We start from the raw sequence: 13,331 nt of genomic DNA on the forward strand, positions 1-13,331 counted from the left end.
CCGTCGAGCCGCCGATCGCCGAGTTGCGGCTGCGGGTCGGTGACAGGAGGCCGCTAACCCCGCAGTGCCGCGACCATGAACCGCACCGCGGGCTGGGCCGTCGGGACCGGGGGCCACCCGTTGATGGTGGCGAGCAACTGCCAGTAGCGCTCCGCTCGCGGGTCTCCACTGGTCTCGAAGCGGTCCGCCATCTCCGCGCGGAACTCCGCCGATGCCGGGTCCTGGTCGGTGCGGGCCGTCGCCGCCGCGATCTCGGCCGCAAGCGTTTGCCCCACCTCCGACGTGGGGGAATCGCCCGCCGTCACGGCCGCTTCCGCGCGCGAGACCCAGCCCGGCCAGTTCTGCTGCCACGCGTCCGACGGCTGCTGGAACTCGCCCGCCTCGATCTCCCGCGACTGCCGTTCGCTCATGCCGCGGATCAACGTGCGGAACGACGGGTCCTGCACCAGCTCGGCGAACTCGATCCACGCTTCCAGCTGCTCCGGCGACGGGTCGTCCGGCAGCTCCGGCTTCCCCGCGCGCATCCGCTGGTAGAACTCCTGGTCCACGTCGAGCCCGGCGACCATCTCGTCCCAGAACTCGTCCACCAGCCGCTTGCGCTCCTCGTCCGACATCGACGCGAGACGGTTCATCAGGTTCACTTCCTCCAACTCGGAATTGCGCTTCGCCACCGCGCGCAGCACCGCCCGGCGCAGCCGCAGCCGCCGGATCTGCTCGTCGAGGGCCTCGACGTGCCGGGTCGCCAGCTCGCCGACCGTCGCCGGCCGCGCCAGCGCCGCGGAGACGTCGGCGAGGCCCAGGCCCAGCTCCCGCAGGGTGCGGACCAGCTCCAGCCGGGCCATCGCCGCGGCGTCGTAGAGGCGGTAGCCGGCGTCCGTCCGCTCGGTCGGCGGCAACAGGCCTTCGTCCGAGTAGAAGCGGATGGTCTTGACCGGCAGGCCGGTCCGCTTGGCCAGCTCGCCGATGGTGAAGGTCGCGGTGGTGCCCACTAGACGCATGGTGAACTCTCCAGTCGGGGGAGAGTCAAGCTTTGCACGGTACGGTTGCCTCATGCACTTCACGCGGCCCCGTGATCTGGTCGTCGCCGGGCTGCTCGGCCTGGTCATCGGCTACCTGCTGTTCCAGATCGCCTACGGCTCGCTGCCCCGGCTGCCGCTGCTCGCCGGCGTCACCTTCGCCGTGCTGGCGGTGATCGAGGCCGTGCTCGCGTTCTCCATCCGCTCGCGGATCAAGAACGGCCGCGTCATCGCCGCGATCGGGATCGCCCGATCGGTGGCCTTGGCCAAGGCTTCGTCACTCGCTGGAGCGTTCATGGCGGGCGCCTGGCTGGCCGCGCTCGCCTACCTTTTCCCGCGACGTGACGAACTCGTCGCCGCGGTGCTCGACACCCGGGCGGCGGTCGTCGGCGTCGCGTCCGCTGCGGCCCTGGTAGCAGCGGGTTTGTGGCTCGAACACTGCTGCCGGACCCCGCGCGACCAAGACCGTGAGCCCACCCGGGGGACGACCGGTTAGCGCTGGAATCCCACCGCTCGCTGGACCGAGTAGGTCTCGTTCGGATTACGAGCAGGTACGGTGTCAGTCATGACCGGCGTGGGTGACGACTCGCGCGGCCGCCTCTTGGGCAGGCCGTGGCTCGTCGTCGGATTCGTCCTCGCCATCGGAGCCACCCTCGCACTGGTGCTCAGCGACGATCTCCGCTATCTCCGCTTGGGGATCGTCGCCGCCCTCTGGGCTGCCCTGATCGGCGCTTTCCTCGCCGTGAAGTACCGCAAGCACGCGGCACAGAGCGAGGACGCGGTCGCCGAGGCGCAGGCTGTGTACGAGTTGGAGCTGGAACGCGAGATCGCGGCCCGGCGTGAGTACGAGCTGGAGATGGAGGCGGACAACCGCAGTGCCGCCGACTCCCGCGGGCGCGAGGAGCTGGAGGCGCTGCGCGCCGAGGTGTCCGCGCTGCGCGACAGCCTCCAGTCGCTGTTCGGCGGCGAGGTGCTGCTCGAACGCGTCGCGCTGACCGCGCAGGCGACCCGGATGCGCAAGCTGTCCGACGAGAACCGCATGGTCACCGACGGTCCGCCGAAGAAGAAGCCCGCGCAGCTGATGGCCGCCAAGAAGCCGGTGCCGGAGGCGGGTGAGCGGCCGACCGAGCTGATCGACCGCGTGCTCGACGAGCGCCGCCGGAAGGCGTCGAACGGCAAGCCCGCGAACGGCAAGGGCCTCGGCAAGGGTTTCGGCGGCAAGGCCGTGCCGAAGACCCCGGCGAACGTCTCCGTGCAGAGCACCCAGCAGATGGCCCGGCCGAAGCCGCTGAGCGATCGCCGTCCGCCGGTGCCGGCGGTCGACCCGGCGCTGAACGCCGCGCAGCGCGAGCTGAAGGCCGCCGAGCTGCGGGCCGAGGCCGCGCGCCGCCAGGCCGAGTCGCAGCCGATGCGGCTGCCGAAGCCGGAAGAGGTCGCGAAGCAGCCCGAGCGCCGCCCGGAAGCCGCCGCTGAGGCGACGCGCCAGGTGCCGCGGCCCGAGCCCAAGACCGAAATCCGGCGGGCGCCGGAGCCGAAGACGGAGATCCGCCGTCCCGAGCCGCCGCCCGCGCGCCGCGCGGAGCTGTCGCGCCCGGCGATGCGGCCCGCCGAGGTGTCCCGGTCGGACATTCCTCGGGTGGAGATGTCCCGTCCGGACATTCCTCGGGTGGAGATGTCCCGTCCGGACATTCCTCGGGTGGAGATGTCGCGGCCGGATATTCCGCGGGTCGAAATGTCTCGCCCCGACATTCCGCGGGTGGAGATGTCGCGGCCGGACCTGCCGCGCGTCGGACCGAAGCCGAACGGCGCGCGTCCCGAGCCGCGGAAGGCACCCGAGCCGCCGCGTCCGGCGCCGGGCCGTCCGGCGGCCAGCGTGCCGCCGCCGAAGCCGTCCGAGATGTCGCGGTCGGACATCCGGCCGGTCAAGGACCTCAGCGCGGCCTTCCAGAACCGCGACGACTTCGCCGAGCGGCAGCGCCCGAACCGGCCGAAGCCGCCCGAGCCGAAGCCGGCGCCGCCGATGCCGCGGGACGCCGCGGCCTCCCGCAGCGACATCCGGCCGGTCGTCCCGCCGACGACGCCGGTGCCGAGCAACAGCCCGTCGCCGCGGCAGCCGTCGCGCACTGACCTGCCCCCGGTGGTCCCGCCGACAACGCCGGTCCCGGCCGCCGACGGCCGCCGTCCCTCGCGGCTGGAGCAGTTCTCGCGGGCCGACATGTCGCCGATCCTCGACGAGCCGTCGTCCCGCCACAGCGGTTCGCACCGCGCGCCGGCCGAGGCCGCCCAGGGCGAGGCGCCGATGGCGAACCCGACGCTCCCGGAATCGGTCCGCAACTTCCAGGGCCGTTCCGGCGGCCGCCGCCGCAAGCCGGACGAGTCCCAGCAAATGCCGCCGGTCCCCGCCCCGGAGCCGACCGGAGGCGGCCGCCGCCGTCGCCCGGACGGCGAACCCCCGGCGTGGGAGGGCATGGTCGCCGAGCGCGCTTCGATGTCCCGCCGCAACATGGCCCCGGTCGACCCGGCGGACGTCGACCAGAACGCCAACGGCCGCAACGGCCACCGCTCCCCGGAGCCACCCCCCGGCAGCGGATCCCACACGGCGGGCCGTTCGGTGAGCGAGCTGCTGGCGGCCAACGGCGGAACGGGCTCAACCCCGCGCCGCCGCCGACGCGCCGAGGACTGAGCCAGACGGCCCGGCGAGCCTTCGCCGGGCACCTCCGCCGCTCGCGCCCCGGCTCCTCCGGGCTCCGCCGCTCGCGCCCCGGCTCCTCCGGGCTCCGCCGGTCGGCCCACTCCCGAGCGCCCCAAGGCGGCCTTGGTTGCGTCAGACGCACCGAAGGCCGCCTTGGTTGCGTCTCACGCACCGAAGGCCACATTGGGGCGCTTTGGCGCGGCCTGCACCTGCACCGGCTCCGCAGCTGCCCGGGCCGGGCGCGGGCAGTGCCGGTCGGCCCGGTCCCGAGCGCCCCAATGTGGCGTTCGGTGCGTCCAACGCACCCAATGTGGCATTGGGGCGCGGGCCCCGGCGCGCCGAGGGGCGAGGTGGCGTTCCTTCTCCTGTCCGGTCTGCGTAGGGTGACCGCCTGTGAGCGGAACCCTCTCGCCCGCGACGGGACTCGATCGTGGACGGCGGCCCCGGCGGATCACCGTGCTGCTGCCGGTGTTCGGGCTGATCGTGGTGGCCTTGTGCGGCCTCTTCCTGTTCGGCCTGGCCACCGCCCGCGTCGGGCCGCTGGCCGTCACCATCGGGGTGCTGGCCGCGCTCGTGCCGGTCGCCGGGGTGGTCGCCGGGTTCCTCTGGGTGGATCGGTGGGAGCCCGAACCCGCCAAGTTCCTGCTGCTCGCCTTCGCCTGGGGTGCCTGCATCGCCACCATCACCGCGCTGCTCATCAACACCACCGCCGAGGCCGTGGGCGAAGAGCTGCTCGGGACCGGGAACGGCAACACACTCGCCGCGCTCGTTTCGGCGCCGGTGGTCGAGGAGGCCGCCAAGGCGCTGTTCGTCGTGCTCATCGCCTGGCGGCGGTCCAACGAGTTCGACGGCGTCGTGGACGGGGTCGTCTACGCCGGGTTCAGCGCCGCCGGGTTCGCCTTCACCGAGAACATCTACTACTTCGGCCGGGCCTTCTACGACTACGGCTTCGGCGACAGCCACAGCCAGGGCGTCATCACCGCGTTCTTCCTGCGTGGCGTGCTCGCGCCGTTCACGCACCCGCTGTTCGCGGTGCTCACCGGCATCGGGATCGGCATCGCCGTCCGGACGACGACCAAGGCGCTCAAGTTCGTCGCGCCGATCGCCGGCTACCTGGCCGCCGTCTGCCTGCACGCGCTGTGGAACAGCGCCGCGCTGCTCGGCGGGTCGAAGTTCCTCACCGTCTACTTCCTGATCATGGTGCCGCTGTTCCTCGGCGTCGTCTACCTGGTCGTCCTGCAGCGACGGCGGGAGCAGCGGATCATCGCCGCCGCGCTGCCGCACATGGCGTCGGCGCGCTGGATCGCGCCGTCGGAGGTCGATCTGCTGGCCAGCCTGCCCGGGCGGCGGGCTTGGCGGCGCCAGGCGAAGCGCCAGTCCGGCAAGCAGGCCGCGAAGGCCGTCGCCGTCTACCAGGCGAGCGTGACCGAGCTCGCCTTCCTCGACCGGCGTGAACTGCGCAACGACGCCGACCGGCAGCGCCAGCGTGAGCTGCTGCGCACGTTGAAGTCCGCTCGCGCGGAGGCGACGCGCCTCGCCGACGAGGCCGCTCGAGGGTGACCCGGTCCGGGTGAAGCTGGTCACCCGGGTTCAACGCTTCGCGCTTAATCGAGTTAGTCTCGCGCCGTTCGTCCGGTACCCGGAGCGGGACTGGAACGAGAGCAGAGGGAGTCTGCCAACCATGAGCGTCCACAGGCGCACGCCATGATGAGGCCCGCCCGCCTCGCGGTCGGCGTCGTGTCCGCCGGCCGGGTGGGCAGTGTGCTCGGCGCCGCGCTGGCCCGGGCGGGACACACCGTGGTGGCCGCGTCCGGCCTGTCCGCGGCGTCGCTGGCCAGGGCCGAACGCCTCCTCCCCGACGTGCCCATCCTGCCGCCCGACGAAACCGTCGGCCGGGCGGATCTCGTGCTGCTCGCCCTCCCCGACGACGCGCTGGCCGGGATGGTCCGCGGGCTCGTCGCCACGGGGTCGCTGCGGCCCGGGCAGATCGTCGTGCACACCTCCGGCGCGCAGGGCATCGACGTGCTGGCCCCCGCGGCCGAAGCCGGGGCGCTGCCGCTCGCGCTGCACCCGGTGATGACGTTCACCGGCCGCGAGGAGGACCTCGAACGGCTGGCGGCGTGCAGCATCGGCGTCACCGCGGCCGCGGACGACGAGGCGGCCTGGAACGTCGGCGAGGCGCTCGCGGTCGAGATGGGTGCCGAGCCGGTGCGCATCCCCGACTCCGCGCGAGCGCTCTACCACGCTGCGTTGACCCACGGCGCGAACCACCTGATGACACTGGTCGCCGACTGCACGGAAGTCTTGCGGGAAGCGGGAATCGGGCATTCCGAACGCCTGGTCGCGCCGCTGCTCTCGGCGGCGTTGGATAATGTGCTCCGACACGGCGACCGCGCGCTCACCGGTCCGGTCGCCCGTGGCGATCTCGGCACCGTCCGCAAGCACCTCGCCGTGCTGACGGACCGGGCGCCGGACGTGGCGCCGGCCTACCGGGCGCTGGCGAAGCGCACGGTGGCGCGTTCCCTGGCAGCAGGAGTACTGCCGGACACCGCGGCCGCCAAAGACCTCACCGAACTCCTCGACGATCCCGCCGAAGGGCAGCAAGACCAGTGACCACACCGAAATTCACCCGCGGCACGCTGAACACGTTCGCGCCGCCCGAGCACGTCAGCCAGGTCAGCCGGGCGCTGCGCGGCGTCGGCCGCAAGGTCGCGCTCGTGCCGACCATGGGCGCGCTGCACGCCGGGCACCGCGAGCTGATCCGCCGCGCGAAGCGGCTGCCGAACACCGTCGTGGCCACCTCGATCTTCGTCAACCCGCTGCAGTTCGGCGCGGGCGAGGACTTCGAGGCGTACCCGCGGCCCCTGGACGCCGACCTGGCCGTGCTGGCCGGGGACGGCGTCGAAATCGCCTTCACCCCGAGCGCCGACGCCCTCTACGCCGACGGCGCCGCGGTGACCGTGCACCCGGGCCCGCTCGGCGACGAGCTCGAGGGCGCTGTCCGCCCCGGCCACTTCGCCGGCGTGCTGACCGTCGTGGCGAAGCTGTTCAACCTGGTCCGCCCGGACTACGCGTTCTTCGGCGAGAAGGACTACCAGCAGCTGGTGCTGATCAAGCGGATGGTCCGGGACCTGAACATCGACACGCGCGTCATCGGCGTGCCGACCGTGCGGGAGCGCGACGGGCTGGCGCTGTCGTCGCGCAACGTCTACCTGACGCCGGAACAGCGTGAAGACGCCATCGTCCTGTCGGCCGCCCTCACCGCGGGGGCGTTCGTCGGCCGGGACGGGGCCGACGCGGTCCTCGAGACCGCGTGGAAGACCCTCGCCGCGCGGCCCGCGGTCGAGGTGGATTACCTGGAGTTGAGGGGAACCGACCTCGGGCCCGCGCCCGTCGATGGTGAAGCACGACTGTTGATCGCGGCCCGGGTGGGGAGTACCCGGCTGATCGACAACGTCCCGGTGTTGCTCGGCGCGGCTGTCGAGCACCCGGAGCGGCTGGACGCAGGGGAATAGGAGTCCACTATGTACCGCACCATGCTCAAGTCGAAGATCCACCGGGTCACCGTGACCCAGGCCGACCTGCACTACGTCGGTTCGGTGACGGTCGACGAAGACCTGATGGAAGCCGCGGACCTGCTGCCGGGCGAACAGGTGTCCATTGTGGACGTCACCAACGGCGCCCGGCTGGAGACCTACGTCATCAAGGGCGAACGCGGCAGCGGCGTGCTCGGCATCAACGGTGCCGCGGCGCACCTGGTGCACCCGGGTGACCTGGTCATCCTCATTTCGTACGGTCAGATGGACGACGCCGAGGCCGCGCGGTACGAACCGCGCGTGGTGTTCGTCGACGCGGACAACCGGATCGTCCACCGGCACAGCGACCCCGGCCACGCGCCGGAGGGTTCGGGGCTGCTCAGCGGCACCGTGACGCTCCCGGACGACGAGACGGCGATCTTCCCGGTCGCGGAGACGGCGGACGCCCGCCGCCTCGACGCGTTGCTGCACGCGGAAAGCTGACCCGCTTGCTGCTCACCGTCGACGTCGGCAACACGAACATCGTCTTGGGACTCTGGTCCGGCCAGTCGCTCGTGGGCGACTGGCGCATGCGCACGGACGCGCGCATGACGGCCGACGAGCTGGCGTTGACGGTGCGCGGCCTGCTGGGCCCGCACGCGGATTCGGTGACGGGCATCAGCGCGCTGTCCACGGTGCCGGCGGTGCTGCGCGAACTGCGCGTGATGCTTTCGCGGTACTACGCCGCCGTGCCGAAGATCGTGGTGGAGCCGGGCGTCCGCACGGGTGTGCCGCTGCTGGTGGACAACCCGAAGGAGGTGGGCGCGGACCGCCTGGCGAACACGCTGGCCGCACACCACCTCCACAGCGGCACGGCGTGCGTGGTGGTCGACTTCGGCACGTCGACCAACGTGGACGCGATTTCGGCCCGCGGCGAGTTCCTGGGCGGCGCGTTCGCACCGGGGATCGAGATTTCGGTGGACGCGTTGGCGCTGCGCGCGGCGGCGCTGCGGAAGGTCGAGCTGGTGCCGCCGCGGTCGGTGATCGGGAAGAACACCGTGGAGTGCCTGCAGTCGGGGATTTTGTACGGGTTCGCGGGGCAGGTGGATGGGCTCGTGAAGCGGATCGTGCGCGAGCTGTCGCCTGGCGGGGTCGAGCCGGTTGCGGTGCTGGCGACCGGCGGGTTGGCGCCGCTGGTGATCGAGGAGTCGGAGACGATCACGGACCACGTGCCGGATCTGACTTTGCTCGGGCTGCGGTTGGTTTACGAGCGGAACATTCGCGGCTGAGGCTGGGGCGAGGTCGCGAATGACTCATTCGGGACGTCGGAGGTCTGCAATGAGTCATTCGCGACGCCGGTGAGGGGCATTCGGGGCCTGCGGGAACCGACTTCACCGCCGCGGGAAAGATCGGCAAAGCCGAGCGCGTCCACGCGACCTCGCCGAGAGGGCGGGCGGCTTAGCCGCGGGCCAGCCTGCGCCGTTCCAGCACGTACCCGAGTGCCGTCACCGCCAGCGCTGGGAAAGCCACCTTCGCCTGCGGGAACCCTGCCTTGCCCGGCGGACCGACCGCGCGGGCACCCGGGTACGCCAGCGCCGAAATCTGCGTCACCCAGTACAACGACGCCAGCACCGCCCACGCGTCGAGGCCGGCCCGGGTCGGGTGGCGCCACAGCTGCCGCGCATTGGCCGCGAGAGAGCGTTGTCCACAGGGGAGCCGCGATGTGGAGAACTTCGCCCAAGCGGCCGCTGTTTTGCGGGTTTGTCGCCGGTCGCCGATACGCTGGACAAGGGCACGCCCCCCAGGGAGGGCGGGGCGTTTCTCGGCCCGGCGGGTGGCCCGTGATCCTCCGCATCGAACCGCGGGAATCGAGTCAAGGCAGCAACTTCAGCCCCACCACCCCCGCCGCGATCAGCACCAGGCACGTGATGCGCGCCGCCGATGCGGAGTCGCCGAAGGCGAAGATGCCGTAGACGGCCGTGCCGATCGTGCCGATGCCGACCCACACCGCGTACCCCGTGCCGAGCGGGATCTCCCGCAGCGCGTACGCCAGGCCGGCCATGCTCAACACCAGCGCGACCACGAACGTCACGATCGAAGCCGGCCGGGAGAAGCTCTTGAGGGCGGCGGCCCACACGGTCTCCAGGATTCCGGACAGGACGAGAACAAGCCAGGACATGACGAGCCTTTCGCAGTGTGTGGAACCACTGCGCCGTCTTGTCCTCACCGGGTACGACGCGCTCGTCCGGGGCCGGCCGCGGGTGCGGGGGCCACTTCCGAAGCTAGCACGCGAAAGTCACCGGCGGCGGGCGCGCAGTCCCCAGGTGACCAACGGGAGGTCGAACTCACCATTCGCCGTCGCTGGATTCGATGCGAGGAAGTCGCGTAGGCGCGTCAACAGCGCGGACGACTCCTCCGGGGTCGAGACGATCACGAGGGAATACGTCGCGATCGTTTCCAGCAGGCTCTCCGCGGTGCGTCGTTGCGCATGGTGAAACCGTTCGTCGTCGAAGGGCTCGAACGCCGGGTGGGCGACCGCGCGCAAATCGTCCGTCGAAGCCGGCTCGCGGGCGCCGTCGCGGCCCAGTTCGGTGAACTCGGCCACCCACGGCACCGATTCGTCTTCGTAGTTCCACATCGGCACCAGCACGCCGCCGGGGCGCAGGACGCGGGCGATCTCCGTCATCGCCGCCGGGACGTCGAACCAATGGAACGCCTGGCCGACGAATACCGCGTCGACCTCGGCGTCGGGGAGCGGGATCCGTTCCGCGCGGCCGGCCAGCGGGGTCGCCGACGGCACCCGGCGGGCCAGTTCCGCGCGCATTTCCGGGTCGGGCTCGACGGCGGTGACGTCGAGACCCAGCTCCGTGAGGCCGAGGGTCAGTTTGCCCGTTCCGGCGCCGAGATCGAGCACCCGCCGCGGGGTTCCGGTGGCCCCGGAAAGGCCCCACTCGATCGCTGCCCGCGGGTAATCGGGCCGGTGCTCGGCGTATGCGGCCGCCCGGGTGCCGAAGGAAGAAGCGCGGCGGGCGCGTGTGGGATCACTCACCGGGCCAGGTTAATGGAGGGAAAGTAAAGGTAATCCGGTTGGCGTAGCACGCGGCGGGGTTCGTACCCTATGGGCCATGACCGAAAACCCCGCTTCCACCAGCGAGCCCGCCGAAGACGAACTGCCGGAGCAGATGCGGGTGCGCCGGGAGAAGCGCGACCGGATCCTCGCCGAGGGCATCGATCCCTACCCGGTCGAGGTACCCCGCACGCATTCGCTCGCCGAAGTGCGGGCCGCGCACGAAGGGCTGCCCGTCGACACCGCCACCGGGCAGCAGGTCGGCGTCACCGGCCGGGTCATGTTCCTGCGCAACACCGGCAAGCTGTGCTTCGCCAGCCTCCGCGAGGGCGACGGCACCGAGCTGCAGGCGATGATCAGCCTGGCGAAGGTCGGGGAAGACGCGCTGGCGGCGTGGAAGGCCGACGTCGACCTCGGCGACCACGTGTTCGTGCAGGGCGAGGTCATCACGTCCAAGCGCGGCGAGCTCTCCGTGATGGCCGACGGCTGGCGCCTCACGTCGAAGGCGCTGCGCCCGCTGCCCAACGCGCACAAGGAACTCGCCGAAGAAACGCGGATCCGCCAGCGCTACGTCGACCTCATCATGCGCCCGCGCGCGCGGGACGTCGTGCGCACCCGCGCCGGCGTGGTCCGGTCGCTGCGGGAGTCGTTCCACCGCCGCGGGTTCACCGAGGTCGAGACGCCGATGCTGCAGACGCTGCACGGCGGCGCCGCGGCGCGCCCGTTCGTCACGCACTCGAACGCCTTCGACATGGAGCTGTTCCTGCGGATCGCGCCGGAGCTCTACCTCAAGCGCTGCGTCGTGGGCGGGATCGAAAAGGTCTTCGAGATCAACCGCAACTTCCGGAACGAGGGCAGCGACTCTTCGCACTCGCCGGAGTTCGCGATGCTCGAGTACTACGAGGCGTACGCGACTTACGACACCAACGCCGTGATGACCCGTGAGCTGATCCAGGAGGCCGCGCAGGCCGTGCTGGACACCCAGGTGATCACGCTGCCCGACGGTTCGGAGTACGACCTCTCCGGCGAATGGACCACACTCGGAATGTACGAGTCGTTGTCCGATTCCCTCGGCGAAGAGGTGACGCCGGAGACGCCCGCCGCCAAACTGCACGGATTCGCGCAGGCCAGGGGCCTCGAAGTGGATCCGAAGCTCGGGCACGGGAAGCTCGTCGAGGAACTGTGGGAACACCTCGTCGGAGATCACCTGCACGCACCGACGTTTGTCCGTGATTTTCCGCTGGAGACGTCGCCATTGACGAGGCAGCACCGCTCACGGGCCGGTGTGGCCGAGAAGTGGGACCTCTACGTGCGCGGATTCGAACTCGCCACCGGATACTCCGAGCTGGTCGATCCGGTCGTCGAACGGGAACGGCTCACCGAACAGTCGCTGCTGGCCGCGCAGGGCGATAGCGAAGCCATGCGGCTGGACGAGGATTTCCTGCGGGCCCTGGAGTACGGAATGCCCCCGAGCGGCGGCGTCGGAATGGGGATCGACCGGCTGCTCATGGCGCTGACCGGGCTCGGTATCCGGGAGACGATCCTCTTCCCGCTGGTACGTCCGGAATAACCCGCCCGTGTGAGGATAGCGGTCGGTTATCGCATAGAGATTTGCGCTGCACTCGCGGAGCGGGTACTAATGTTCTAGACAAAGTCTTCTGTCCCCGGGGCTCGCCCCGTCACCAGATCATTGAGTAAGCCCCGCAGGAGGAAACAGATGGCGCAGAAGGTGCTCGTCTCGCTGGTCGACGACCTGGACGGCAGCGAGGCGGAAGAGACCGTCGAGTTCGGTTTGGACGGCGTCAGCTACCAGATCGATCTCTCCTCGGAAAACGCCGAGGAGCTGCGGGACGCCCTCGCCCAGTATGTCGAGCACGCGCGTCGCGCGGGTGGTCGCAAGCGCGCTTCCGTTCGTCCGGTCTCGGGCAAGGGATCGGCTCGCCCGGCCGCGGTCGACCGCGAGCAGAACCAGGCCATTCGCGCTTGGGCGCGCAAGAACGGTTACGCGGTTTCGGACCGGGGCCGGATCCCCTCCGAGGTCGTCGAGGCCTACCACAAGAAGAACTGAGGAACTTTCACCCCGGTTCGGGTCGCTGACCAGCGGCGACCTCCGCACCGGTTCGACGACTTCTTCGACGCGGGCTTTCCAGCGGTGGCCGCCGGGCGAATTCGCCCGGCGGCTTTCTTCATGTCCGATCTCTGTCCGGTCGGCGCCGCGCGGCCGTTCGGACGTACTCGGCCGGGGACTCGCCGGTCACCGTCCGGAAATCGCGGATGAAGTGCGACTGGTCGTTATAGCCCAGTCGAACCGCCAGTCCGGCGTAATCCGGCTGTCCTTCCGTGACCAACCGCTGCGCAGCGTCGTTGAGGCGGTATATCCGGATCGCCCACTTGGGCGGGCGGCCGACGTGTTCGGCGAACAACCGCTGGATGGACCGGGTGGTTAGTCCAGTATCCGCGCACAGTTGCGCCACGCGGGTAATTCCCGGATCACGCGCGATTGATTCCACCGCCTCGGCGGCCTGTCGCGCGGCCGGGGAGAGGCGTACCGGATTTGCGATCAGCAAGTTGTCGATCGCAAGGACCATTTGCGCGTCGTCGGCCGCGGTCCGCACCGATTCCGCGGCCCGGATCGCCGCCGGTCCGAAAACGTCCGTGAGCGGGACGGATCGGTCGGTGATGTCACTCACCGGGCCGCCGAGGAACGCGCGGAAGCAGCCGGGCCGGAAACGCACGCCCAAGCCCTGCACGCGGCCGGACAGGCGGTGGGAAAAGACGTCGTGCATCGGGCCGTACACGCCGGACGCGGTGGGGAAGAACGTCGCGTGCACCGAGAGGTTCGGCAGCACCCGCTGGTCGTGGGGCGGTTTGCCGCGCAGGTCCCAGCGCAGCACCCAGTGGTATTCGACGAAGTCCGCCAGCGCGGGGGCGGGCGGGTGCCTGGTCAGCGTGAACATCGTGCGCGCGGTGGCCTCGGCCACGATGCCGCGCGGGATCCGGTGCGCCACGGTGCCACGGTAGCTGTCGCGTTCGTCCAATAC

Annotated in this window: 14 protein-coding genes and 1 riboswitch; of the genes, 9 read left to right on the forward strand and 5 right to left on the reverse strand. The window is 70.9% G+C overall.

Features of this window, described 5'->3' with window-relative positions:
• Positions 1–53: 53 nt before the first annotated feature.
• A complete protein-coding gene (locus SD460_RS09485; protein WP_318306076.1) occupies positions 54–989 on the reverse strand; it encodes a helix-turn-helix domain-containing protein in 936 nt (311 codons plus the stop codon).
• Positions 990–1,050: 61 nt separating this feature from the next.
• Between SD460_RS09485 and SD460_RS09490 the strand changes: the two genes are divergently transcribed.
• From SD460_RS09490 to SD460_RS09520, 7 genes are all read left to right on the forward strand, one after another.
• The gene (locus SD460_RS09490; protein ID WP_290061149.1) at positions 1,051–1,512 is read left to right on the forward strand and encodes a DUF3180 domain-containing protein; all 462 of its coding nucleotides are present in this window, start codon (positions 1,051–1,053) and stop codon (positions 1,510–1,512) included.
• A gap of 69 nt (positions 1,513–1,581) precedes the next feature.
• On the forward strand, positions 1,582–3,699 hold the full coding sequence (locus tag SD460_RS09495) for a DUF6779 domain-containing protein (protein WP_318306077.1): 2,118 nt from the start codon (positions 1,582–1,584) through the stop codon (positions 3,697–3,699).
• Between the two features lie 465 nt (positions 3,700–4,164).
• The gene (locus tag SD460_RS09500) at positions 4,165–5,268 is read left to right on the forward strand and encodes a PrsW family intramembrane metalloprotease (RefSeq protein ID WP_290058648.1); all 1,104 of its coding nucleotides are present in this window, start codon (positions 4,165–4,167) and stop codon (positions 5,266–5,268) included.
• 90 nt (positions 5,269–5,358) lie between these two features.
• Positions 5,359–6,321, forward strand: coding sequence for a Rossmann-like and DUF2520 domain-containing protein (locus SD460_RS09505; RefSeq protein WP_438860659.1), 963 nt, complete (start codon positions 5,359–5,361; stop codon positions 6,319–6,321).
• Positions 6,318–7,223 (forward strand): pantoate--beta-alanine ligase, encoded by a 906-nt coding sequence (gene panC, locus SD460_RS09510; RefSeq protein WP_290058619.1) that lies wholly within the window; start codon positions 6,318–6,320, stop codon positions 7,221–7,223. Before SD460_RS09505 ends, panC begins: the two co-directional genes overlap by 4 nt.
• Before the next feature lie 9 nt (positions 7,224–7,232).
• Positions 7,233–7,727, forward strand: a complete 495-nt coding sequence (gene panD / locus SD460_RS09515) for an aspartate 1-decarboxylase (RefSeq protein ID WP_290058620.1) — start codon at positions 7,233–7,235, stop codon at positions 7,725–7,727.
• A 5-nt stretch (positions 7,728–7,732) separates the two neighbouring features.
• On the forward strand, positions 7,733–8,512 hold the full coding sequence (locus tag SD460_RS09520; RefSeq protein WP_290058621.1) for a type III pantothenate kinase: 780 nt from the start codon (positions 7,733–7,735) through the stop codon (positions 8,510–8,512).
• Positions 8,513–8,681: 169 nt separating this feature from the next.
• Here SD460_RS09520 and SD460_RS09525 read toward each other — a convergent pair whose 3' ends face one another.
• The 3 genes from SD460_RS09525 to SD460_RS09535 all read right to left on the reverse strand — a co-directional run bounded on the left by SD460_RS09525 (position 8,682) and on the right by SD460_RS09535 (position 10,272).
• Positions 8,682–9,092: a DUF6640 family protein gene (locus SD460_RS09525; RefSeq protein WP_318306551.1), complete on the reverse strand. Its 411-nt coding sequence runs from the start codon at positions 9,090–9,092 to the stop codon at positions 8,682–8,684.
• Positions 9,093–9,096: 4 nt separating this feature from the next.
• Complete coding sequence (locus SD460_RS09530) at positions 9,097–9,402, reverse strand: DMT family transporter (protein ID WP_290058623.1); 306 nt, start codon at positions 9,400–9,402, stop codon at positions 9,097–9,099.
• A gap of 27 nt (positions 9,403–9,429) precedes the next feature.
• Positions 9,430–9,485, reverse strand: a riboswitch (guanidine-III (ykkC-III) riboswitch).
• Between the two features lie 34 nt (positions 9,486–9,519).
• A complete protein-coding gene (locus SD460_RS09535; protein ID WP_290058624.1) occupies positions 9,520–10,272 on the reverse strand; it encodes a class I SAM-dependent methyltransferase in 753 nt (250 codons plus the stop codon).
• A gap of 76 nt (positions 10,273–10,348) precedes the next feature.
• Here SD460_RS09535 and lysS point away from each other — a divergent pair, with 76 nt between their 5' ends.
• Together lysS and SD460_RS09545 are read left to right on the forward strand one after the other, a co-directional pair.
• Positions 10,349–11,860, forward strand: coding sequence for a lysine--tRNA ligase (gene lysS, locus SD460_RS09540; protein WP_290058626.1), 1,512 nt, complete (start codon positions 10,349–10,351; stop codon positions 11,858–11,860).
• Positions 11,861–12,007: 147 nt separating this feature from the next.
• The gene (locus SD460_RS09545) at positions 12,008–12,358 is read left to right on the forward strand and encodes a histone-like nucleoid-structuring protein Lsr2 (RefSeq protein ID WP_086858523.1); all 351 of its coding nucleotides are present in this window, start codon (positions 12,008–12,010) and stop codon (positions 12,356–12,358) included.
• A gap of 118 nt (positions 12,359–12,476) precedes the next feature.
• Here SD460_RS09545 and SD460_RS09550 read toward each other — a convergent pair whose 3' ends face one another.
• Positions 12,477–13,328 (reverse strand): AraC family transcriptional regulator, encoded by an 852-nt coding sequence (locus SD460_RS09550; RefSeq protein ID WP_290058628.1) that lies wholly within the window; start codon positions 13,326–13,328, stop codon positions 12,477–12,479.
• Between the last annotated feature and the right edge of the window lie 3 nt (positions 13,329–13,331).

Origin of the sequence: Amycolatopsis solani (genome assembly GCF_033441515.1) — a bacterium.
Classification (GTDB): domain Bacteria; phylum Actinomycetota; class Actinomycetes; order Mycobacteriales; family Pseudonocardiaceae; genus Amycolatopsis; species Amycolatopsis solani.

Excerpts from the sequence above, each read along its gene's own strand:
- SD460_RS09490 (WP_290061149.1), top strand. The coding sequence starts at position 1,051 with ATGCACTTCACGCGGCCCCGTGATCTGGTCGTCGCCGGGCTGCTCGGC.
- SD460_RS09495 (WP_318306077.1), top strand. The coding sequence starts at position 1,582 with ATGACCGGCGTGGGTGACGACTCGCGCGGCCGCCTCTTGGGCAGGCCG.
- panD (WP_290058620.1), top strand. The coding sequence starts at position 7,233 with ATGTACCGCACCATGCTCAAGTCGAAGATCCACCGGGTCACCGTGACC.
- SD460_RS09530 (WP_290058623.1), bottom strand. The coding sequence starts at position 9,402 with ATGTCCTGGCTTGTTCTCGTCCTGTCCGGAATCCTGGAGACCGTGTGG.
- lysS (WP_290058626.1), top strand. The coding sequence starts at position 10,349 with ATGACCGAAAACCCCGCTTCCACCAGCGAGCCCGCCGAAGACGAACTG.
- SD460_RS09545 (WP_086858523.1), top strand. The coding sequence starts at position 12,008 with ATGGCGCAGAAGGTGCTCGTCTCGCTGGTCGACGACCTGGACGGCAGC.